This window comes from Embleya australiensis, from assembly GCF_051903075.1.
Taxonomy (GTDB): Bacteria; Actinomycetota; Actinomycetes; order Streptomycetales; family Streptomycetaceae; genus Embleya.
The window spans coordinates 1,787,887-1,808,321 of sequence record NZ_CP182423.1 but is presented as its reverse complement, the minus strand read 5'-3'; the positions used below and the strand labels follow the sequence as shown (position 1 = coordinate 1,808,321).

Annotated in this window: 20 protein-coding genes; 12 read left to right on the top strand and 8 right to left on the bottom strand. The window is 72.7% G+C overall.

Annotated features, from left to right (window positions below):
- Positions 1-95: 95 nt before the first annotated feature.
- Both ACMXN5_RS38200 and ACMXN5_RS38195 read right to left on the bottom strand, forming a co-directional pair.
- The gene (locus ACMXN5_RS38200) at positions 96-2,252 is read right to left on the bottom strand and encodes a SpoIIE family protein phosphatase (protein WP_439679499.1); all 2,157 of its coding nucleotides are present in this window, start codon (positions 2,250-2,252) and stop codon (positions 96-98) included.
- Positions 2,253-2,296: 44 nt separating this feature from the next.
- Positions 2,297-4,918: a SpoIIE family protein phosphatase gene (locus ACMXN5_RS38195; protein WP_439679498.1), complete on the bottom strand. Its 2,622-nt coding sequence runs from the start codon at positions 4,916-4,918 to the stop codon at positions 2,297-2,299.
- 563 nt (positions 4,919-5,481) lie between these two features.
- On the opposite strand from ACMXN5_RS38195, the gene ACMXN5_RS38190 reads away from it, so the two are divergent.
- Entirely contained in the window at positions 5,482-6,108 is a 627-nt protein-coding gene (locus ACMXN5_RS38190) for a hypothetical protein (protein WP_439681363.1), read from the top strand.
- Positions 6,095-6,772: a class F sortase gene (locus ACMXN5_RS38185; RefSeq protein ID WP_439679497.1), complete on the top strand. Its 678-nt coding sequence runs from the start codon at positions 6,095-6,097 to the stop codon at positions 6,770-6,772. The genes ACMXN5_RS38190 and ACMXN5_RS38185 overlap by 14 nt, the downstream gene beginning before the upstream one ends.
- A gap of 84 nt (positions 6,773-6,856) precedes the next feature.
- Here ACMXN5_RS38185 and ACMXN5_RS38180 read toward each other — a convergent pair whose 3' ends face one another.
- Entirely contained in the window at positions 6,857-7,804 is a 948-nt protein-coding gene (locus ACMXN5_RS38180) for an NAD-dependent epimerase/dehydratase family protein (RefSeq protein ID WP_439679496.1), read from the bottom strand.
- A 104-nt stretch (positions 7,805-7,908) separates the two neighbouring features.
- On the opposite strand from ACMXN5_RS38180, the gene ACMXN5_RS38175 reads away from it, so the two are divergent.
- From ACMXN5_RS38175 to ACMXN5_RS38165, 3 genes are all read left to right on the top strand, one after another.
- Complete coding sequence (locus ACMXN5_RS38175; RefSeq protein WP_439679495.1) at positions 7,909-8,514, top strand: TetR/AcrR family transcriptional regulator; 606 nt, start codon at positions 7,909-7,911, stop codon at positions 8,512-8,514.
- 101 nt (positions 8,515-8,615) lie between these two features.
- Positions 8,616-9,080 carry a hypothetical protein gene (locus ACMXN5_RS38170; protein WP_380027299.1) on the top strand — a complete coding sequence of 155 codons (465 nt, stop codon included), beginning with the start codon at positions 8,616-8,618 and terminating at the stop codon, positions 9,078-9,080.
- Positions 9,081-9,226: 146 nt separating this feature from the next.
- Positions 9,227-10,144: an aminoglycoside phosphotransferase family protein gene (locus ACMXN5_RS38165; RefSeq protein WP_439679494.1), complete on the top strand. Its 918-nt coding sequence runs from the start codon at positions 9,227-9,229 to the stop codon at positions 10,142-10,144.
- Here ACMXN5_RS38165 and ACMXN5_RS38160 read toward each other — a convergent pair.
- Entirely contained in the window at positions 10,141-10,809 is a 669-nt protein-coding gene (locus ACMXN5_RS38160; protein ID WP_439679493.1) for an NUDIX domain-containing protein, read from the bottom strand. The genes ACMXN5_RS38165 and ACMXN5_RS38160 overlap by 4 nt on opposite strands.
- 186 nt (positions 10,810-10,995) lie before the next feature.
- On the opposite strand from ACMXN5_RS38160, the gene ACMXN5_RS38155 reads away from it, so the two are divergent.
- From ACMXN5_RS38155 to ACMXN5_RS38140, 4 genes are all read left to right on the top strand, one after another.
- Complete coding sequence (locus tag ACMXN5_RS38155) at positions 10,996-11,601, top strand: TetR/AcrR family transcriptional regulator (protein ID WP_439679492.1); 606 nt, start codon at positions 10,996-10,998, stop codon at positions 11,599-11,601.
- Between the two features lie 135 nt (positions 11,602-11,736).
- The gene (locus ACMXN5_RS38150; RefSeq protein WP_126637106.1) at positions 11,737-12,087 is read left to right on the top strand and encodes a YciI family protein; all 351 of its coding nucleotides are present in this window, start codon (positions 11,737-11,739) and stop codon (positions 12,085-12,087) included.
- A gap of 5 nt (positions 12,088-12,092) precedes the next feature.
- The gene (locus ACMXN5_RS38145) at positions 12,093-13,385 is read left to right on the top strand and encodes an RNA polymerase sigma factor (protein WP_439679491.1); all 1,293 of its coding nucleotides are present in this window, start codon (positions 12,093-12,095) and stop codon (positions 13,383-13,385) included.
- 119 nt (positions 13,386-13,504) lie between these two features.
- The gene (locus ACMXN5_RS38140) at positions 13,505-14,293 is read left to right on the top strand and encodes a class I SAM-dependent methyltransferase (RefSeq protein ID WP_439679490.1); all 789 of its coding nucleotides are present in this window, start codon (positions 13,505-13,507) and stop codon (positions 14,291-14,293) included.
- A gap of 85 nt (positions 14,294-14,378) precedes the next feature.
- Here ACMXN5_RS38140 and ACMXN5_RS38135 read toward each other — a convergent pair whose 3' ends face one another.
- The 4 genes from ACMXN5_RS38135 to ACMXN5_RS38120 all read right to left on the bottom strand — a co-directional run bounded on the left by ACMXN5_RS38135 (position 14,379) and on the right by ACMXN5_RS38120 (position 16,705).
- Positions 14,379-14,669: a type II toxin-antitoxin system RelE family toxin gene (locus tag ACMXN5_RS38135; RefSeq protein WP_380003743.1), complete on the bottom strand. Its 291-nt coding sequence runs from the start codon at positions 14,667-14,669 to the stop codon at positions 14,379-14,381.
- Between the two features lie 97 nt (positions 14,670-14,766).
- The gene (locus ACMXN5_RS38130) at positions 14,767-15,492 is read right to left on the bottom strand and encodes a YqeB family protein (protein ID WP_439679489.1); all 726 of its coding nucleotides are present in this window, start codon (positions 15,490-15,492) and stop codon (positions 14,767-14,769) included.
- Positions 15,493-15,496: 4 nt separating this feature from the next.
- Positions 15,497-16,126: a TetR/AcrR family transcriptional regulator gene (locus tag ACMXN5_RS38125; protein WP_439679488.1), complete on the bottom strand. Its 630-nt coding sequence runs from the start codon at positions 16,124-16,126 to the stop codon at positions 15,497-15,499.
- Positions 16,127-16,159: 33 nt separating this feature from the next.
- A complete protein-coding gene (locus ACMXN5_RS38120) occupies positions 16,160-16,705 on the bottom strand; it encodes a MerR family transcriptional regulator (RefSeq protein WP_439679487.1) in 546 nt (181 codons plus the stop codon).
- A gap of 178 nt (positions 16,706-16,883) precedes the next feature.
- On the opposite strand from ACMXN5_RS38120, the gene ACMXN5_RS38115 reads away from it, so the two are divergent.
- The 3 genes from ACMXN5_RS38115 to ACMXN5_RS38105 all read left to right on the top strand — a co-directional run bounded on the left by ACMXN5_RS38115 (position 16,884) and on the right by ACMXN5_RS38105 (position 20,415).
- The gene (locus tag ACMXN5_RS38115; protein ID WP_439679486.1) at positions 16,884-17,933 is read left to right on the top strand and encodes an aldo/keto reductase; all 1,050 of its coding nucleotides are present in this window, start codon (positions 16,884-16,886) and stop codon (positions 17,931-17,933) included.
- Between the two features lie 196 nt (positions 17,934-18,129).
- The gene (locus ACMXN5_RS38110; protein ID WP_439681362.1) at positions 18,130-19,272 is read left to right on the top strand and encodes an ABC transporter substrate-binding protein; all 1,143 of its coding nucleotides are present in this window, start codon (positions 18,130-18,132) and stop codon (positions 19,270-19,272) included.
- 150 nt (positions 19,273-19,422) lie between these two features.
- Positions 19,423-20,415: a FecCD family ABC transporter permease gene (locus tag ACMXN5_RS38105; protein ID WP_439679485.1), complete on the top strand. Its 993-nt coding sequence runs from the start codon at positions 19,423-19,425 to the stop codon at positions 20,413-20,415.
- The last annotated feature ends 20 nt before the right edge of the window (positions 20,416-20,435 follow it).

Genomic DNA, 20,435 nt, shown 5'->3' with positions numbered 1-20,435 from the left:
ATCAGGGGCCGCCGACACGGGCCGGGGACGGCCGCAGGCACCCGATCCGGGCCGCGTGGCGAGGGGTCGAAAAACGGCCGCGCGCAGCCGCGTGCTCACTCAGCTCCGGACAGCAGCAGTTCCGCCCAGATCGTCTTGCCGTCGGTGGTGTAGCGGGTGCCCCAGCGCTGGGTGAACTGGGCGACCAGGAACAACCCGCGTCCGCCCTCGTCGGTGGTCCGCGCGTGCCGCAACCGGGGTGTGGTGCTGGTCGCGTCGGACACCTCGCAGATCAGCGTGGCGTCGCGGATCAGCCGCAGCCGGATCGGCCCGGAGGCGTATCGGATGGCGTTGGTGACCAGTTCGCTGACCACCAGTTCGGTGGTGAAGGCGATCTCGTCCAGCCCCCATTCGGCGAGCTGCCGGCCCGCCAGGGTGCGGGCCTCGGCGACGAAGGCGGGGTCGGCCGGGAGGTCCCAGGACACCACCTTCGAGGAGTCCAGCTTGCGGGTGCGCGCGATCAGCAGCGCCACGTCGTCCTGCGGCGGGTTCTGCGGCAGGATGCCGAGCACCGACCGGCACAACTCGTCCAGCGGCCGGTCGGGGTCGGCCAGCGATGCGCGCAGCCGGTCCATCCCGGACTCGACGTCACGATCGCGCCCCTCGACCAGGCCGTCGGTGTAGAGCACGAGCAGGCTGCCCTCGGGCAGTTCCAGTTCGGTCGCCTCGAACGGCAGTCCGCCCAGCCCGAGCGGCGGCCCGGCGGGCAGGTCCGGGAACTCCACCGTGCCGTCGGGGTGGACCAGCGCGGGCGGCGGATGCCCGGCACGGGCCATCGTGCACAGCCGGCTCACCGGGTCGTAGACCGCGTAGAGGCAGCTCGCGCCCAGCGCGGTGGTGTCCACGCCGCCCTCGCCGGTGCCCTCCTCGTCGACGAACCGGATGACCAGGTCGTCCAGGTGGGCGAGCAGTTCGTCGGGGGACATGTCCAGGTCGGCCAGGGTGTGGACGGACGCGCGCAGCCGGCCCATGGTCGCCGCCGCGTGCATGCCGTGCCCGGCCACGTCGCCGACCACGAGCGCGACGCGCGCGCCGGACAGCGGGATCACGTCGAACCAGTCGCCGCCGACCCCGGCCCGGTCGTCGGCGGGCAGATAGCGGCTGGCCACCTCGACCGCGGTCTGCCGGGGCAGTCCGTGCGGGAGCAGGCTGCGCTGTAGGGCCAGCGCGGCGGCGTGTTCGTGGGTGAAGCGGCGCGCGTTGTCGATGCACACCGCGGCGCGGGAGACGAACTCCTCGGCCAGGATCAGGTCGTCGCTCTCGAACGGGTCGGGGGTGTCGCGGCGGAAGAAGTGCGTCACGCCGAGGATCGTGCCGCGGGCCCGGATCGGTACGACCATCATCGAGTGCAGGCCCACCCGGCGGGTGCGGTCGGTGGAGACGCGGTCCTCGGCGAGCCACGGCAGCAGGTCCGGATCCAGGAGCGGTTCGAGTACGGCCTTGCCGTCGACCAGGCAGCGGGCGCCGGGGGAGTTGCGGGCCACCGGGGCGCGTTCGCCGATCCGGGCGATCGACTCGACGAGGTCGTCGTCCACGCCGCCGTGCCGGCCCTCGCGCACCGAGCGCTGGCCGACCCGGATCAGGTCGGGGTTGGCCCGGCGGACCGGGCCGGGCTCGGGCTCGACGCCGCCGAGCACCGGTTCGAGCAGGTCCACCGCGACGAAGTCGGCCAGGTCGGGGACGGCGACGTCGGCCAGCTCCTGGGCGGTGCGCGCGACGTCCAGGGTGGTGCCGATCCGGGCGCCGATGTCGCTCAGCAGGGCCAGCCGTTGCCGGGCCCGCCATCGGTCGGTGACGTCGATGACGAGGTAGCAGACCCCGGCCGCGCGCCCTTCGCTATCCTCCAGGCGGAAGAACGAGGTCGAGTAGGCGTGCACGTGCTCCGGATCGCCGGCGGTGCGGCCCTGGTACTCGTGGTCGATCAGCGGCACCCCGGTCGCCAGGACCTCGCGCATCCGCGCCTCGATGTGCTCCGCCGGGAGCCCGGGCAGCATCTCGCTGAGCCGCCGGCCCAGGCGTTTCTCGCGCGGGATGCCGCCGCGCTCCTCGAGCTGGTCGTTGATCCACACGCAGCGCAGGTCGCGATCGACCACCGCCATGCCGATCGGGGCCCGGTTGAGCAGATGGTCGAGGAGTGCCCGGTCCGCGCCCCAGGGCACGGCGGAAGAGGCGTCGCCGGCGTCGTCGGCACCGGCGGTGTGCGGTGTGCCCATCAAGCCCTCCTGTCCTCCTCATTCCATGGTCGCGCGTTTGCCGCTCAGCGCAGATCGGCGACGGGTCCCGTGCCGGGGGCGGGACCGGGGTTCGGGAGGGGGCCCGTGGCCGGGGCGGACCCCATGCCCGGGATCGGTCGCAGTCGGCGGGTCAGCAGAACGGCCACGTCGTCCGCCCGCTCGGTCAGTCGGCCCGCGTCGCGCAACATGCGGTCGGCCACGTCGGAGAGGCTGGCGTCGGCGGCGTGTGAGAGGGAGGCGCGCATGCGGTCGATGCCCCGGTCCAGGTCCACGCCGACCTCCTCGACGAGGCCGTCGGTGTACAGCGCCAGGACCGAGCCGGGCTCCAGGGCCATTCGGGTCACCGGATATTCGGCGGCCCGGTCCACCCCGAGCAGCGGGCCGCCGGGCAGTTCGACCACCCGGGTACGGCCGTCGGCACCGCGCAGCAGCGGCGGCGGATGTCCCGCCCGGACCGCCTCGGCCCGCCCGCTCGCCGGGTCCAGTTCGATATAGCAGCAGCTGGCGAACAGGCCGGGATCCAGATCGGCGAGCAGCCGATTGGTACAGCTCACCACCTCGTCGGGTCGCTGCCCCCCGGTGGCGAACGCCCGTACCGCGCTCCGCAGTTGGCCCATCGTGCCGGCCGCGGCCACGCTGTGCCCCTCGACGTCGCCGATCACCAGGCCGACCGCGCGGCCGGTGTCGATCACGTCGTACCAGTCGCCGCCGATCTCCATGCCCTGGGTGCCGGGCAGGTAGCGGGCCACCACCTCCAGGTTCGGCAGCGTCGGCAGCCGATGCGGGAGCAGCGCGTGTTGCAGGCCCCGGGCGAGGGCGAATTCCGCGTCGTAGAGCCGGGCCCGCTCCAGGGCCTGGGCGATCAGGCCGCTCAGCGCGGTGAGCACCGAGCGCTCCTCGGGGGTGAACGTGTGCCGCCGGTCGAAGCCGAGGATGCAGCTGCCGACCGCCCGGTCGGAGGCGATCAGCGGCAGGAAGGCCCACGCGGACATCTCGTCCAGCGGGATCCCGGGATACGCCGCGGTCAGCTCCTCCGCTGACTCGAAGAAGATCGGTACACCCCGGGTCAGCGCCTCCACACCGGGCAGCGCCGCGTCCAGCGCGACGCCCTCGAAGCGGTCCAGGAACCCCTCGGGGTAGCCGCTTTCGAGGGCCAGGAAGAAACGTTTGTCACGGACCACGTAGATGGCCAGCTCCCGGCCGCCGAACGCGGGCAGGATCTGGTCGGCGACCACCTCGCACACCTCGCCGACGGATACCGCCTCGGTGAGCGCGCCGGCCATCTGGAGCACGTGGTAGATCGCGCCGAGCCGGGGCGGGGCGGCCTCGGCCTCCGGCGCTCCGGTCGGGCGGGCGGCCTCGGCGCCGTCCGCCGCGTCGCTCGCGCCGGGCGGCGGGGCGACCGGGACCACCTTGCCGGTCAGGCCGTACGGGTCGGGGTAGAGCGAGAACGCCAGCCAGCGGTCGCGCGGGGTGCGGGCCAGGAACGAGCCGGGTTGCTGGGAGAGCATCGCGGCCCGGTAGCGGTCCTCGTACGCGGGGTCGGCGAGCCACGGCAGCGCGTCCCACGGGGCGCGGCCGAGCACGTCCTCCAGGCGCACCCCGAGCAGGTCGGCCAGATTGCGGCTGGCGTAGGTGACCCGGCCCTCGCCGTCGAGCGAGAAGACGCCGTCGCGCAGCCGCTCCACGGCCTCCGCGGCGGCGGCCCCGGTGCCGAGGTCCAGGACGGCGCCGACCAGGTGCCGGGCCCGGCCGCCGGTCTCGTCCTCGGGGATGCGCCCCCACACCTCCAGCGGCCGGCGCGTGCCGTCGGGGCCGGCCACCTGGAGGCGCCAGGCCAGTACCCGACCGGTCTCCACAGCCCGATGCGCGGCCTCGCGGAACTCGCGCCCGCCACCGGAGACCACCCGGGCGGCCAGCGTGGCCGCGCGGCGGTCGAAGTCGGCCGGGGCGATGCCGAACAACTCGCACAGTTCCTCGTCGGCGTCGAAGTCGCCGGTGTTCACGTTCCAGTCGAACAGGCCCACCCGGATCAGCGGGAAGGTGTCGGTGGGCAGCAGGGTCACGGTCGGCGGACCGTCGTAGGCGATGTCGGTGCCGGGACCGCTGCGGGCGCTCAGGGCGTTGCCGAGCCGTTTGGCCGCCGCGCGCAGGCGGCGCCTTCGGGCGGCCGGCAGCCCGCGCCCGGGGGAGGCGGGCCACATCAGCGCGACCACGCCGAACGTCTCGCCGCCGTTGCCGTTGCCGCGGCCGCGGACGGGGGCCGAGGCGGACGCGTAGGCGTACGGCATGCCGAGCGCCAGCTGCGGGAAGCGCCGCATGGTGTCGCCGTCGTCGGCCAGGAACACGATGCGGCCGGTGCGGTACGCCTCCGGCGCGGGCAGCGCGCCCGTGACCGGGACCCGGCTCCACGGGCCGAGCAGGGACACGGCCAGGCCCGCGACCTTGGCGAGGACCAGCGAGCGGCGGTCGGGCGAGCGCAGATAGACCACCCCGGCGTAGGCCCCGGTGGCCCGCACCGCCGCGTCCAGGCAATTGGAGCAGTCGGCCAGAATCCCGTCGACGTGGTCGTTACGATCGGCGCCGCTCCGGATCACGGGCAGGGGGAGGGGTCCGGTATGGGCCCCGTGACCGCTTCCGCTCATCGGCGCCTCCCTCGTCCCGTCCGGTGCAGCGACCACTCCGCGGGTTGCGCGCACATAGTCTCGGAGTACGCCTGCCCGGAATCAATGTCAAACGGGCAAATGCGGACAAATTGAACAAACCCCAACTCCGCCGGCAACTCGACCCCGCCCCCACCAGAAGCCCGGTCACCGCTCCCACCCAGGTCACACCCACCCCGCCGGACCTTTCCCCGTCCCCGCCCGGCCCGCCCAGCCCGCCGGGTCCGGCTCGGCCTCGCCCGGCGGTTGCCTGGTTCCATTCGGCCCCACCTGGCCCCCGCCCGGCTCCGTTCGGCCTCCGCTCGGCCCCGCCCGGCCCGGTCCTGGCCGGATCGGCCGCGCTTGGTTCCGTTTGGGCTTTGCCTGGCTTCGGTCGGTTGCGGTTGGGTCCGGGGGGGCTCTGGGGGTGGGTTATTTGGGTGAAAACGGGGCCTGGTGGGGCGTGTCGGCGTGGGAGGGGTGGGTGAGGACTGCACGGTCTGAATGTCCCATTTTCAGGTGATGCGACCTAAGTCGTTCGCCCTCATCGTGGAGTGCCCATCGTGATGCCATCCCTACGCAGTTCGACCACCCGTCTCCGGCGGCCGACCGTCGCGGCGATCGCGCTGGGCGCCGCCGTGTTCGCCGGCGCCGGCCCGGCGTACGCGTTGCCCCTGGCGCCGGGGGACAACGGTGACGTCAAGGTGCACTCGAGCACCACCCCGCCGACCGACCAGCGGGACGAGACCAAGGTCTGCCTGTTCAATCTGGCGGCGTTCAACTTCGACACCGTGCAGCAGGTCACCTACACGATCGCCGCGCAGCCGCCCAAGGCCGACGGCCCCGTCCTCGGGGGATCCATCACCCTCACCGACGGCACCGGACACACCGGGACCCTCACCCTGCCCAACGGCCAGTACAAGCTCGTGTGGACCTTCGCGGGCGAGAACGGGACGGGCAAGCAGAAGGTCTTCAAGGTCGACTGTCCTCCCGGGACGACCGGCGGCGTCACCACGGCCGGCAGCACCGGCGGACGTCCGGCCGGCAGCGTCAACGCCGGTGGCGGCGGCGGTGCCTCGACGTTCGACGCGGGCGAGGTGACCGTCGGCGCGGTGGTGGCCGGTGCCGCCCTCGCCGGCTTCGGGATCCACCTCGTCCGTCGTCGCCGGGCCACGGGCGATGGCACGTCCTGACACACGGTCGGCGCACCGTACCCGTCGCTCCGGCCCGCTGGCGGCCGGAGCGACCGCGCTGGCGCTGATCGCCGGACTGTGGTTGGTCCACCACGGTTCGGGGGACGGCGGCGTCGAACGGCCGCCGGCTCCCGTCGCGGACGTGGCCGCCGTCCCGCACGCCCGGGTGCCCGCCGACGGGCCGCGCCGGGTGGACGCCGCACCGCTGCCCGAGTCGGTGCCGGTCAGGATGCGGATCCCGGCGATCGGCGTGAACGCGCCGATGGGCACGCTCGGCACCGGCCCGGACCGCCGACTGGCCACCCCGCCGGTGAGCAACAGGAACCTGGTCGGCTGGTATCGCGACGGGGTCGCGCCGGGGGCTCGCGGCAACGCCGTCACCGTCGGCCACGCGGACACCCGCTCCGGCCCGGCCGTGTTCTTCAAGCTCGGCCTGCTGCGTGTCGGCGACCGGATCGAGGTCCAGCGCCGGGACCGCAAGACGGCGGTGTTCAGCATCGACGCCGTCCGGTCCTTCCCGAAGGACGCCTTCCCGGACGACGTCGTCTACGGCGCCACCGACGCCGCCGAACTACGCGTGATCACCTGCGGCGGCCACTACGACAAGCGCACCGGCTATGCCGCGAACGTCGTCGTCTTTGCCCATTTGACCGCCACTCGATAGCCCACTTCCGGCTCCTGGTAACCCCACACCGACCCGCACTCACGCCCCCGTGAGGCGGGATCGGGGCAGGGGCGGGTCGTGGGCTCAGGCGGTCGCTTTGCGGAACCAGGACAGGGTTTCGGCGATCGCCGTCGTGTGGGGGGTTGGGGGGAGATCGCCGAAGGTGTCGGTGAAGCTGGTGGAGTCGACGACGAAGGGGCGGTCGCGTTGGTACCAGGTTTCGCCCAGGGCGCGCACCGTCGGGTTCACCAGGCCCAGTAGGCGCTGGGCGGTGTGGCTCACCGCTGCGGACTTGCCGGGGCGGCCCAGTTCCGCGAACAGCAGGTCGAGGAACTGTTTGCCCGTCAGCGGCTCGGCCGTGGGTACGTGCCAGGCCCGGCCGTCGGCCCTGGCGTCCTCGCCGAGCACCGCCAGGCCCTTGGCGAAGTCGGGCAGGTAGCTGAGCGAGTGCGGCTGGTCCAACGAGCCCACCCACCGCACCACCTTGCCCCGCACCGCGGCGCCGAACACCGTGTCGCCCACCGTGCTGTTCACCCCGCGCGGCCCGAAGTAGTCGGAGGCCCGCCCGATCGCCACCCGCAGTTCGCCGGCCTCGTGCGCGGCCAGCAACGACCGTGCCATCGTGGCCCGCACCCGCCCCTTGGGGTTCTCCGCGGCGTAGGGCATGTCCTCCGTCATCGCGCCGCTCACCGGCCCGTACATGTAGAGGTTGTCGGCGAACACCAGCTTGGCCCCGGCCGCCGCCGCGCCCCGGCGGATCGCGTCGGTCAGCGGCGGGAACTCGCTCACCCAGGCCGTATAGGCCGGCGCCGCGCAGTGGTAGACCACCGCGGCCCCGGTGCACGCGGCGGTCGCGCCGTCCGGCGTGGTGACATCGCCGCGCACCACCTCGACGCCTTCGGGCACGGTGAGCCCGCCGCTGCGGTTGACGGCCCGGATCCGCCGGCCGCGAGCGTGCAGTTCGTCGACGAGTGTGGCGCCGACGGCACCGCCGGCGCCGAGGACCACGTGCAGTTCGGACGCGGTGGACATGTGGACTCCCGAGAGTGGCCCCGACGCGGCGGCGGACGACCCGTCCCGGCGAGGGTGACTTTGATTACAGTGTTATGTAACAGCGTTGCGTTACAGTTGTCAACATGGGACGGCCACGTACGCGCGATTGGGACGAACTGCGTCGCGCATTGATCGACGCCGCCGGTCGACTGCTCGCCACCGAGGGTCCACAGGCGCTCAGCACCCGGCGGGTCGCCCACGAGGTGGGCACGTCGACCACCGCCGTCTACAACCTCTTCGAGGACAAGGCGGGCCTGCTGCGCGCGATGTTCCTGGACGGCTTCGCGGCGCTGGAGGAGCGGTTCGCCCGGGTGCCGGTGGACGGCGACCCCGAGGCCGACCTGCTCGCCCTGGGCCACGCCTACCGCGCCGCGGCCCGGGCCAATCCGCACCGCTACGACCTGATGTTCGGCCGACCCATCGCCGAATTCCGCCCCGACGAGGCGGACCTGGCCCGGATCGGCGGCACCCACGACACGCTGCTGCGCGCGGTCGCCCGCTGTGTGGACGCCGGCCGGTTCGGGCCCGCCGACCCGGCGGACATAGCCGCCCACATGAGCGCCCTCGTCCACGGGTTGGCCAGTCTGGAACTGCGCGGCGCGCTGGGCGACGAGGAGTGCGCCGACCGCCGCTGGCGCCTGGCCCTGGAGGCCGCCTGTCGCGGCCACCACCCCGAGCCGGCCGGGTAGGCGGGCCGACCGAACCGAAGCCGAATAATCCGGTCGCCGTTGTCGGTGGGCTTGCCTACGCTCGTCCCATTACCACGCGACCTCACCTCGGGGGAACCCTCATGAGCATGCCGAATTACACCCAGGACCCGCTGGTGCGCCTCGACCGCCACCAAATCGAGTTCACCACCTACCCCGGCGACCACCACGCACTCGGTTTCGTCGCCACGCGCGCCAGGTGCTCGTGCGGTACCTGGGAGTCCAACCGCCCCTGGGCGCGCGCCGATCACCTGCGGGCGTTCGGTCGGCACATGGGCGACGTCCAGGTCATCGCGCACACCGTGCCCAGGGAGTACGAGCGCCTGGCCGTGGTGCCGTTGCGCTGCGTGGACGCCGAGCACGCCGCCGCCGTGGTCCGCGAGTGGCCGGAGCCACAGGACGCCGAACACGGCCTGTTCCGACGCGAGGAAACCATCTACATCGCCTACGGGGACAGCGAGTTCCCCTGCTCCGTCGCGGTCTGGGCACACCTGCGCGGACACGTGAGCGACGTCTACGCCGGACGCATGTTGCGCGATGTGGCCTGACCCGGCCCCGCGTCCGGCCCCCCACCCGATTTCGCGACCGGTGGATAGGCTGCACGACATGCGTTGACGCCTGCCCGCGCCCCGGGCACCCCCGTGACTCCTTCGGACCCGCACGAAACCCGGATCTCACGAAGGAGACAACCGAAATGACCACGTCGACACCCCTCGACGTCCCCGACACGTTCGCCGCGGCGCATGGCAGGACCGCCGCCGGTCGAGCCTGGATCGCCGCGCTGCCGACCCTGGCCGCCGACGTCATGGACCGCTGGTCCCTGCGTCCGGACGGCCCCGTCGCCCACGGCATGGCCGCCGTCGTGCTCCCGGTGACCCGCGCCGACGGTACGCCCGCCGTACTGCGGCTCCAGCAGGTCGCCGAGGACAACGCCGGCGTCGTGCCCGGCCTGCGGGCCTGGCGGGGCGACGGCATCGTGCGCCTGCTCGACCACGACCCGGACACCGACGCCCAACTCCTCGAACGCCTCGACGCGACGCGCACGTTGGCGGCGCTGCCCGACGACGCCGTCGCCACGCAGACCCTCGCCGAGCTGATGGCCCGCCTGGTCGCGGTGCCGGCGCCCGCCGGGATGCGCCGACTGGCCGACATCGCTTCGGCCATGCTCGACGACACCCCCCGCGCGGTGGCGGCGCTGGCCGACCCGACCGAACGCCGGCTCGTGCGCACCTGCGCGTCGGCCGTGGCCGAACTCGTTGACGAACCCGGCGATCGCCTACTGCACTGGGACCTGCACTACGACAACGTCCTGGCCGGCGAGCGCGAGCCGTGGCTGGCCATCGACCCCGAACCGCTGGCCGGCGACCCGGGCTTCGACCTGTGGCCCGCGCTGGACAGCCGCCTGTCCGAGGCCGTCGCGACGGGCGAGGTGGCGCGCACGGTGTACCGCCGCTTCGACCGACTCACCGAGGTGGTCGGCCTGGACCGACAACGCGCCGTCGGCTGGACCCTCGGCCGGATCCTGCAGAACGCGCTGTGGGACGTCGAGGACGGCAACACCGCCCTCGACCCCGCCCAGGTCGCACTCGCCGAGGCCCTGCTGCGTCGTTAAGCCGTGTCCTTCGCGCGGAACGGGCCGTCCAGGGCCGCCCATTGCAGCAGCATGATGGTTTTGGCGTCCGCGATCCGCCCGTCCCGGATCATCGCCAACGCCTCGGTGAACGGCAGTTCCAGGGTGTCGATGTCCTCGCCCTCGGCGGCGATCCCGCCGCCGAGGCCGGCGGCCGTGCCGGGGCCGTACGGGGCGGCGAAGAAGTGCAGCCGCTCGGTGACCGAACCCGGGCTCATGTAGACGTCGAAAACGTGTTCGGGCGTACCGACGACGTGTCCGGTCTCCTCGGCCGCTTCGCGGCGGATGGCCTCCTCGGGGGCGTCGCCGTCGAGGAGGCCGGCGGCGGTCTCGATCAGGAAGCCGTCCGGGTGCTCGTTGACGTAGGCGGGCAGCCGGAACTGGCGGGTCAGCAGCACCGTGCGCTGCTCCACGTCGTAGAGCAGGATCGTGGCGCCGTCGCCCCGGTCGTAGTTCTCGCGCTGCTCGCGGCTCCAGTGACCGTCGGCGTGTCGGTAGTCGAAGGTGGTCTTGCGCAGCACGTACCAGTCGCAGGACAGCACCTCCACGTCGTGGATCCGCACCCTCGGGTTGCGGGTGAGGTCGCGGCCGTAGCGGTCGAGGCCGGTGCGACCGCGCCGGTCGGGGGTGTCGATGCCGTCGGTCATCGGGTGACCTTTCGTCTCGTGCGGTGCGGTGCGGTGCCGTGGAGAGGAGCGAGGCGGGGCGGGGCGTGACGAGGTGGGTCCGGGTGGTCGGGTCGGGGTGCCAGGATGCCGGCCGGACTTCGGGAGACGTGCGGTGGCATTCGGTGGCCAGGGGTTTCCGGAGGCCTGTCTATAGTTGTTAGTGAGATGACTGACTCGGTGCAGAAGAAGAGCCGGAGCCGGGCCGACGGCAGGCCCGGAAAGCGGGAGCGGTTGGTCGCGGCGACCGCGCAGGTCGTGTATCGGCAGGGGGTCGAGCGGACCACACTGGCCGACATCGCCGCCGAGGCCGACGTGCCGGTGGGCAACGTCTACTACTACTTCCGGACCAAGGACCAACTCGTCGAGGCCGCCGTCGGCGACCACGAGCGGCGGCTGCGCGAACTGATCGCGGCCCTGGCCGAACTGCCCACCCCGCGCGAGCGGTTGCGTGCCCTGGTCGAGGGCTGGGTGGGGGAGCGCGAACTCGCGGTGCGGTACGGGTGCCCGTTCGGCACGCTGGTGTCGGAGTTGGACAAGCGCGAGGACGAACCGGCTCGGCTCGCCGCCGACGTCATGCGGCTGCTGCTGGACTGGGCCGGGGATCAGTTCCGGGCGATGGGTCGCGGGGACGACGCGCGCGAGTTGGCGATGACCCTGGTCGGCGCCTACCAGGGCATGTCGTTGCTGACCAACACGCTCCGGGATCCGGAGATCATGGTCGTGCAGGGGGCACGGCTGCTGGAGTGGATCGACGGGTTGGGCGAGGGGTAGCGCACGCGCCAGGGGCGGCGAAAAAAGTTTCGCCGGTCGTGTCGATCCGGCCGTCTCTCGTTCGTCGTTCCGGTGTGCGGCAGGCCGGCCCGGGCTGCCGGGCGGGACACCATCGGACAAAACGGGAGTCGGACCATGAAATACATGTTGCTGATCCACAGCGGTGCGGTCGACGCGGAGGGCGGGGCCCCCGAGTGCGGCGTCGAGGAGTGGATGGCCTACGACAAGGAAGTCAAGGACGCGGGCATCTTCGTGTCCGGGGAGTCGTTGGCGGACCTGGTCACCGCGACCACGGTGCGGGTCGGCGAGGCCGGTGAGCGCACCGTGACCGACGGGCCGTTCGCGGAGTCCCGGGAGGTGCTGGGCGGGTTCTACGTGATCGACGTGCCGGATCTGGACGTCGCGCTGGACTGGGCCGCGCGGTGTCCCGGGGCGCGGGGCAGCGGTGCGATGGTGGTCCGGCCGATCGCCGACTTCTCGGTCTGACCGCGATGGACGAGCGAGCCGCCGGCCCCGACGAACCCGGGAGGGCGGGCGTGGACGCCTCGGTAGAATCGGTGTTCCGCGAGGAACGGGGCCGGTTGCTTGCCTCCCTCGCGCGCCGCTTCGGTGATCTGGACCTGGCCGAGGAGGTCGCCTCGGAGGCGATCGAGGCCGCGCTGGTGCACTGGCCGGTCGACGGCGTACCGACGCGCCCCGGAGCCTGGTTGTTGACCACGGCCCGGCGGCGGGCGGTGGACCGGCTGCGTCGGGACCGGACGTACGCCGCGCGGCTGGCCGTGTTGCAGGTGGAGGCGGACCGGGCCGATCCGGCGCCCTCGGCCGACGCCGACGGCGAGTTGCCCGACGAGCGCCTCCAGCTGTTCTTTACCTGCGCGCACCCCGCCCTGCCCGCCGAGGACCGCGGGGCGCTGACGCTGCGCTGCCTGGCCGGGCTGACCACACCCGAGGTGGCCCGCGCGTACCTCGTGCCGACCGCGACCATGGCCCAGCGGATCGTCCGGGCGAAGAAGAAGATCCGCGAGGCCCGCATCCCGTTCCGGGTGCCCGGCGTCGACGAGTTGCCGGCCCGGTTGCCGGGTGTGCTCCAGGTGCTCTACTCGATCTTCACCGAGGGGTATGCGGCCAGCTCGGGGCCGACGTTGCAGCGGTCGGACCTCGCGGAGGAGGCGATCCGGCTGGCCCGGATCCTGCGCCGGCTGCTGCCCGCCGAACGGGAGCCGGCCGGGCTGCTCGGGCTGATGTTGCTGATCCACGCGCGCCGCGCGGCGCGGGTCGACGCGGCCGGGGCACTGGTGTTGTTGGCCGATCAGGACCGGGGGCGGTGGGACCGGGCGATGATCGAGGAGGGCCGGGAGCTGGTCCGGGTGGCGCTGACGGGTGGGCCGCCCGGGCGGTACGGGGTGCAGGCCGCGATCGCCGCGCTGCACGACGAGGCGGCGGATCCGACCACGACGGACTGGCCGCAGGTGGTGGCGCTGTACGACGTGCTGTTCGCGCTCACGCCGTCGCCGATCGTGGCGCTGAACCGGGCGGTGGCGGTGGCGATGCGGGACGGGCCGGAAGCGGGGTTGGCGCTGCTGGACGCGCTGGCGGACGAGCCGAGGTTGCGGGGGCATCATCCGTATCCGGCGGCGCGGGCGGAGCTGTTGTACCGGTGCGGGCGGTTCGCCGAGGCGGTGGTGGCCTATCGGGAGGCGTTGGAGCACGTGGGCACGGATCCGGAACGGGCGCATTTGTTGCGGGCGCTGGCGGCGGCGGAGGCCGGTTCACGGGACGGGTGAGCTTCGTCCGGCGCGGCTCGGGCGGGTGGCGGCGGCGCCGGCGCGATCATGGAGGCGCGGTCGGGCTCGGCCGTCCCGGGCGGGGATCGCCCCGGGTGGTCGTGGCGAGGGGTGCGGGCGTGGAGGATCGGGCCGAGCGGCTTGCGCGGGTGGCACGGGGCTGGGACGAGGCCGCGGAGGGGTACGACGCCTACTTCGTGCCCCGATTCGCGCCGTGGGTACGGGCGGCGGTGACCGCGGTGGGGTCGTTGCCGGACGGGCCGATCCTGGTGCCGTGTTGTGGCACGTTTCCCGAACTCGAACTGCTGACCGAGGACTTCGACGACCGGGAGATCGTCGGTATCGACCTTTCCCCGGGCATGGTGCGACTGGCTCGGGAACGGGTGGCCGGCCGGCCCGGCGTCACGGTCGTCGAAGGCGACGCCTCGACCCTGGACGCGCGGTGGTCGGGCCGGTGTGCGGCGATCGTGTCGGTGTTCGGGCTCCAGCAGTTGCCCGAGCCGGATCAAGCGCTCGCATCGTGGGTCGGGGCGCTGCGTCCGGGCGGTCGGCTCGCGGTGGTCTTCTGGCCGGACGGGATCGAGGAGACCGGCCCGTTCGCGCTGCTCGGCGAGGTGATGCGGGCCCGGATGCCGGCGTCCGACCGCTCCTGGGAGGGGCGCCTCCTCGCCGCGATCACGGGGCGGGGCGCGACCATCGAGCGGGACGTGGACCTGGTGTACCCGATGTCCCACCCGGACGCGGCGGCCTTCTTCGACGCGTTCACCCGCTCCGGTCCGCTGCGCGCGCTGACCCTGGCCCGGGGCGAGGCGTTCATGGCCGAGCTGCGCGAGGAGTTCCTGCGTCGGGCCGTGGCGGGGGAGTGGCATCACGAGCCTCGGGCGCGGATGTTGGTGGCGCGTCGCTGAGCGGGCTTCGGGGCGGTGTGGGAGGTGGGGTGCGGTGTTGCCCGGTCCCTGCCCGACCCTCGGTCGGTCCTCGCCCGGTCCTCGGTCAGTCCTCGGTGTCGCCGAGGAATTCCATGCCGTCGAGGACCGTCACCACGACGACGACCATGACACCGCGCAGGACGCCGTACTCGATGAGCAGGGCGGGTGCCACCATCGCCTGACGGGTGTCGTCGTCGGGGCCGATCGGGGCGGAGGCCTTGGTGTACGGGTCGCGGGCGAGTACCTGGAGGGCCTTGGTGAGCTGCGCGCGGCGCTCGGGCGGCAGTGAGTCGCGGACGGCGGCGGCCGTCTCGGTGTACTCCACGCGGTACGGGCCGCTCGGATGAGCCTTCACGGCGCTCCCCTCCGTTGGCGTTCCGGTCCTGAGGGGACCGTAGCCGCCGGCCGACGCGCTGACCAGACCGGGGCGGGGACGGGTGGGCGGGCTCCGGTCAGCCCTCGGGTGCCTCGGGGCGGTGCGGGCGGCCGCGGCGGCGGTACTGCTGGACGCCCTTGCGGTCGCGGACGGCGAGACCTCGGGCGCGGAGATCGTCCAGGGCCTGCTCCGCCGCGCCGGGGTGCTTGTCGGTCAGGGCGCGCTTGCGGGTGCGCAGCAGGGCGTGCGCGGCTTCGTCCAGGTCGGGGGTGCCGTCGACCCATGGGGTGAAGTCCGCCTCGCGCGGGTCGGTCGTACCGCGCCAGGGATAGGCGAAGCGGGCGAAGGCGTCGCGCAGGTGTTCGGTGGACAGGTCGCCGGCGCGGACCCGGATCAGTTCGGTCTCGGCGGCGTCGAGGACGACCAGGTCCCGGCCGTCGGTGAACACGGCGTCGATCCGGTCCCGACGCACCTGGAGGCCGGCGCCGTCCACGTGGATCGCGATGTGGTCGGCGGTCACCGTCACGACGGGGCTCTCCCGGTGGGCGACGGCCGCCATCCAGGCGCCGATTGCGGCGCCGAGCAGGGTCAGCGCCGGTACCGCCCACACCGTCGGCAGGCGCGCGGCCAGACGCAGCGGGGCGGGGGCCGAGCCGGTCAGGTCCAACAGGGCGCGTACCAGCGGGCCCACCCCGAATCCCGCGCCGAAGCCGAGCAGGGCGGCGCCGACGCCGATCAGCCACAGCCACAGCCGGGGCATCCGGATCGTGACGGCTTGTTTGTCGACCGCTGTCGCGTCCATGGTCTTACTTCGTCTCGCTTTCTCGGGTGTTGTTCGTCGGGTCGGGATCCGGCTCCGGGGCCAGGTAGCGGGCAACGGTGCGGCGCAGGGCCGGTGTCGCGTCGCGGTCGGGGTGGGCGCCCAGGTAGACCGCGTCGACCAGGTTCCGAATCCAGGTCGCCGTCTCGGCCGGGTCGAGCGCGGCATCGATGGTGCCGTCGGCGATCCCGCGGGTGATCAGGCCGACCAGGCCCTCCTGGACCACGGCTTCGGTGCGGGCGATCACCTCGACCAGTTCGGGGTCCCGGTCGATCTGGCGCAGCAGTTCGACGAGGATTCCGGCCGCGTGCGGGTCCCGGGCGTCGGCCGCGAGGTCGGTGACCAGGTCGAGGATCGCCTCGGCGGGGTGCGCGGCGCCGGCGTGGCGGTCCATCAGCGTGCGCGAGAGGGGCAGGTCGCGTTCGAAGACGGCCCGGAAGACGGCGCGTTTGTCGGGGAAGTAGTAGAAGACGCTCGCCGCGCTCATTCCGGCGGCCCGGGCGATGTCGGCCACGGTGGTCGCCTCGAACCCCTGCTCCGCGAAGCGCGCGGCGGCGGCGACGGCGATGGTTTCGCGCCGCTGGGCGACTCGTTCGGGGTCCGTGGTGCGGGCCACGGGATCGCCGCCTTTCCATGACTGATCGGTCAGTCAGAGAATAGCATCGGTGTTGCCTTCGGCGGCATGGCTCGCCACGTCGATGCTCGCGTGGGGCTCGGATGGGGGCTCGGATTCGGATTCGGATTCGGATTCGGATTCGGCGAGGTAGTCCTCGTAGACGCCGATCTTGTAGCCGATCAGGTCCATGCACTGGTGCAGTTGGGTGATCTGGCCGGCGATTCGGGTCTTGTGCTCGCGGAGGATGGCCAGGCGTTCGCGTTCGGTGCCCTCGCCGGCGCGAGCCAGTTCGGTGTAGTGGCGGATGGCCGGGATGGGCATGCCGGAGCCGCGAAGGACGATGCACATGTTCAGCCAGGCGATGTCGTGTTCGGCGTAGCGGCGGCGTCCGCCCGGGCCGCGCCGGACCCGGTTGGCCAGGATGCCCTCGCGTTCGTAGAAGCGCAGGGTGTCGATGGTCAGGCCGGTACGGGCCGCGACTTCGCCGATGCTCAGGTCGCCGGTGGTGTCCGGGGCGTCGTCGCCCGAGTGCTCGGCCGGCCGGTCGTCCGTGGGGTTGTTTCCGGGGTTCTCCGTCACGTGCCTCAGGATGGGGCTTGACCTGGAGTCGGGTCCAGCTCATAGATTGCCGGGCACCGGAGCGGGCCTCGCGCCGGCCCGCCGAGGGGCGGGTCGGGCCGTACGAGCGTGCCCGCCGCCGGGTATCACCGGCAGTCGGGGGACCCCGGCCGGGAACCCAGGAACAAGGAGCACGACCATGCGATACCGCCCGCTCGGCCGCACCGGGATGCACGTCAGTGTGCAGGCGCTCGGCACGATGATGTTCGGCGCGGTGGGCAACCCCGATCACGACGACTGCGTCCGGATCGTGCACGCCGCGCTGGACCAGGGCATCAACTTCGTGGACACGGCCGACATGTACTCGGCCGGCGAGAGCGAGGAGATCGTCGGCAAGGCGCTGCGCGGTCGCCGGGACGACGTGGTGCTGGCCACCAAGGGGCACTTTCCGATGGGCGAGGGGGTCAATCGTGGAGGCAACTCGCGGCGTTGGATCCTGACCGCGGTCGAGGACAGCCTGCGTCGGCTCGGGACGGATCGCATCGACCTGTACCAGATCCACCGCCCCGACGACTCGACCGACATCGAGGAGACCCTGGCCGTCCTGACCGATCTGGTCCGGCAGGGCAAGATCCGGGCGTTCGGCTGCTCGACGTTCCCGGCCGAGGACGTGGTGGAGGCGTATCACGTGGCGGAGCGGCGTGGGCTGTACCGGTTCCGGACCGAGCAGCCGCCGTATTCGATCCTGGCCCGGGGCATCGAGGCGTCGCTGCTCCCGGTCTGCGAACGGTTGGGCATGGGCGTACTGACCTGGGGCCCACTCGCCTCCGGGTTCCTCACCGGCCGTTATCGCAAGGGCGCGCCGATCGACCTGCCCTCGGGTCGGGCCCGGCTCAACCCCGGGCGGTTCGATCCGACCCTGCCGGTGAACGTCACCAAGCTCGACATCGTCGAGCGACTGGTCGAGTTGGCCGAGGAGATCGGCTGCACGCTGCCGGAGCTGGCGGTGGCGTTTCCGACGGCGCACCCGGCGGTCACCTCGGTCGTCATCGGGCCGCGCACCATGGAGCAGGCGATGGCGGCGATCAATGGCGCCTCGCTGGTGCTGGACGACGCGACGCTGGACCGAATCGACGAGATCGTGCCGCCGGGGACGAATGTCTACCACCCGGACGGCGCGTGGACCCATCCGGCGGTGGCCCGCAGCGCGCTGCGGCGGCGGGCGGTGGGGGAGCGGGCGGCGGGGTGACGCGTGTCGGTGCCGAACTCGCTCTCTTCGGTGTTCGAACCCCCTTTCTCTTCGGTGTCGAACCTCCTGTCTCTTAGGTGTCGAACCCGTTCTCCTCGGGAACTTCCCGGTCGTCCCGCCCGACTGACTCCCCGGGTCCGCCTTCGCGGGCCGCCTGACGGTACTTCTGGGGAGCGAATCTGTGCGGGCGAGCAAGGTGTGCGGCGTGGCCGCCGTGGTGGCGTTGTTCGCGGCGGGGTGTGGCGGTGACTCCGGCAGGACGGCCGAGGTGGGGTCGGGGGCGTCCGCCTCGGCGGCACGGTCGGGCGACGCCGGGTCGGCCGGCTTCCCGGTGAAGGTGACCGACTGTGCCGGGGCCGAGACGACGTTCACCGCGGCGCCGAAGAAGGTGGTCACGAGCAATGCGTCCAGCCTGGAGATGTTGTTCTGGCTCGGCGCGGGCGATCGTGTGGTGGGCACCGGATTCCCGCCGGGCAAGGGCACCATGCCGGCGCCCTTCGCCGCGCAGGCCGAACAGGTCAAGGCGCTCGGCGACATGGTCATCCCCAAGGAGCAACTGCTCGGCTCAGGCGCCGACTTGTACATCGACACCTTCGCCGACATGAGCGGCATGGGGGCGATGGGCTCCGGGCCGTCGCCGAAGGAGTTCGCGGCGGCCGGGATCAAGCACATCTACCTCAAGTCCACCGCGTGTGCGAGCAAACGTGCGGGCGCGCAGGAGGATCTGGCCGAGGTCGAGGCGGACATCAGGCAACTCGGCGCGGTCACCGGCACTTCGGCCCGGGCGGAGGAACTGGTCGCAGGCATGCGGCAGACCGTCGGCACGGTTCGCGGCGCGCTCGCCGGCGTGCCGCAGGACCGGCGGCCCACGTACTTCTTCTTCGACTTCGACGCCGGGACCAAGCAGCCGATCGCGGTCTGCGGCAAGCAGGTCGCCAACGCGGTGATCACCCAGGCGGGTGCGCGCAACGTGTTCGCCGACTGCGCCGGCGACTTCAAGCCCGTGTCCTGGGAGGACGTGGTCGGGAAGAACCCGGACTGGATCCAGCTCGGTGTGCGGGACAAGGGCGGCGCGGACGCCAACGCGAAGGCGTTCGACGAGGCGGAACGTTTCCTGCGCACGTTCGATGCGACGAAGGGGCTGCCGGCGGTCAGGGACGGGAAATTCGTCCGGGTCGGGTCGGAGCGGACGACGATCGCGGGGGTGCGGAACGCGGACACGGTGCGGGAGATCGCGGGCCGGATTCACCCGGACCTGGTCAAGCCGGGCGCGGGGTCCGGAGCCGGGCCCGGGACGGCTTCGGCTTCCGCTTCGGCTTCCGCGCCGGCGGCGGGGTAGGCGCGGGTGCGTTCGGTGTCCGAACTGCGGAGCCGCCGTCGTGCGGGCGGGGGTGTCGTTTCGGCGGGGTCCGCCGATGTCTCCGGCTCCGGCCGTGCGGGTGATTCGGCCGGTCCGACGCGGACGGCCCGTACGGCGTGGGTCGTTGCGGTGTTGGCGGTGTTGCTGGTCGTCGCGTTGACGTCGGCGGTGTCGTTCGGGTCGGTGGACATCCCGTTCGGCGAGGTGTGGTCGGTGGTCGGGCGGCGGTTGCGGGGTGAGCAGCCGGAGGCCGGTACGCGGGACCTGATCGTGTGGCAACTCCGGCTGCCACGCGCCCTGTTGGCCGCCGTGGTGGGTGCGGGGCTGGGCCTGGTCGGCACCGCCGTGCAGGCCCTGGTGCGCAATCCGTTGGCCGATCCGTACCTGCTCGGCATCTCCTCCGGCGCCTCGCTGGGCGCGATCGCGGTGATCGTGCTCGGGGCGGGCACGGGCGGTGTGCTCGGCTGGGGCCTGTCCGTCTCGGCCTTCGCCGGCGCGCTGGCGGCCTTCGCGCTGGTGTGGGCGCTGGCCCGGCGCGGCGGCGGATTCTCCCCGCTGCGCCTGGTGTTGGCCGGGATCGGGGTGGGCCAGTTCCTGTCCGGGTTCACCAGTTTCCTGGTCCTGCAGGCGGGCGACGAACAGCAGACGCGCGGTGTGCTGTTCTGGCTGATGGGCAGTCTGAGCGGCGCCCAGTGGGAGCAGTTGGCGCTGCCGACGGCCGCCGTCGGGCTCGGCCTGATCGTGCTCCAGGCCCGCGCCCGCGCGCTGAACGCGCTCCTGATGGGCGACGAGACGGCCGCCGGGCTGGGTGTGGACGTGGCCCGGCTGCGGCGCGAACTGTTCGCGGTGACCAGCGTGTTGACCGGTGTGCTGGTCTCGGTGTCGGGGGCGATCGGCTTCGTCGGGCTGATGGTCCCGCACGTGTGCCGGTTGCTGATCGGCGGCGACCATCGTCGATTGTTGCCGGTGTCGGCGCTGTTCGGCGCGGTGTTGCTGGTCGCGGTCGACACCCTGGCCCGAACGGCGATCGGCACCCAGGAGTTGCCGATCGGCGTGGTCACGGCCGTGATCGGCGCACCGGTGCTGCTGCTCCTGCTCGATCGACGGTTGGAGACCCGATGAGTGGTGAGGCAACGGCCGCC

What these genes read in the sequence shown, in the direction of transcription:
- ACMXN5_RS38200 (WP_439679499.1), bottom strand. Translation starts at nt 2,252, where the DNA reads ATGGGCACACCGCACACCGCCGGTGCCGACGACGCCGGCGACGCCTCT.
- ACMXN5_RS38195 (WP_439679498.1), bottom strand. Translation starts at nt 4,918, where the DNA reads ATGAGCGGAAGCGGTCACGGGGCCCATACCGGACCCCTCCCCCTGCCC.
- ACMXN5_RS38190 (WP_439681363.1), top strand. Translation starts at nt 5,482, where the DNA reads ATGCCATCCCTACGCAGTTCGACCACCCGTCTCCGGCGGCCGACCGTC.
- ACMXN5_RS38185 (WP_439679497.1), top strand. Translation starts at nt 6,095, where the DNA reads ATGGCACGTCCTGACACACGGTCGGCGCACCGTACCCGTCGCTCCGGC.
- ACMXN5_RS38180 (WP_439679496.1), bottom strand. Translation starts at nt 7,804, where the DNA reads ATGTCCACCGCGTCCGAACTGCACGTGGTCCTCGGCGCCGGCGGTGCC.
- ACMXN5_RS38175 (WP_439679495.1), top strand. Translation starts at nt 7,909, where the DNA reads ATGGGACGGCCACGTACGCGCGATTGGGACGAACTGCGTCGCGCATTG.
- ACMXN5_RS38170 (WP_380027299.1), top strand. Translation starts at nt 8,616, where the DNA reads ATGAGCATGCCGAATTACACCCAGGACCCGCTGGTGCGCCTCGACCGC.
- ACMXN5_RS38165 (WP_439679494.1), top strand. Translation starts at nt 9,227, where the DNA reads ATGACCACGTCGACACCCCTCGACGTCCCCGACACGTTCGCCGCGGCG.
- ACMXN5_RS38160 (WP_439679493.1), bottom strand. Translation starts at nt 10,809, where the DNA reads ATGACCGACGGCATCGACACCCCCGACCGGCGCGGTCGCACCGGCCTC.
- ACMXN5_RS38155 (WP_439679492.1), top strand. Translation starts at nt 10,996, where the DNA reads ATGACTGACTCGGTGCAGAAGAAGAGCCGGAGCCGGGCCGACGGCAGG.
- ACMXN5_RS38150 (WP_126637106.1), top strand. Translation starts at nt 11,737, where the DNA reads ATGAAATACATGTTGCTGATCCACAGCGGTGCGGTCGACGCGGAGGGC.
- ACMXN5_RS38145 (WP_439679491.1), top strand. Translation starts at nt 12,093, where the DNA reads ATGGACGAGCGAGCCGCCGGCCCCGACGAACCCGGGAGGGCGGGCGTG.
- ACMXN5_RS38130 (WP_439679489.1), bottom strand. Translation starts at nt 15,492, where the DNA reads ATGGACGCGACAGCGGTCGACAAACAAGCCGTCACGATCCGGATGCCC.
- ACMXN5_RS38115 (WP_439679486.1), top strand. Translation starts at nt 16,884, where the DNA reads ATGCGATACCGCCCGCTCGGCCGCACCGGGATGCACGTCAGTGTGCAG.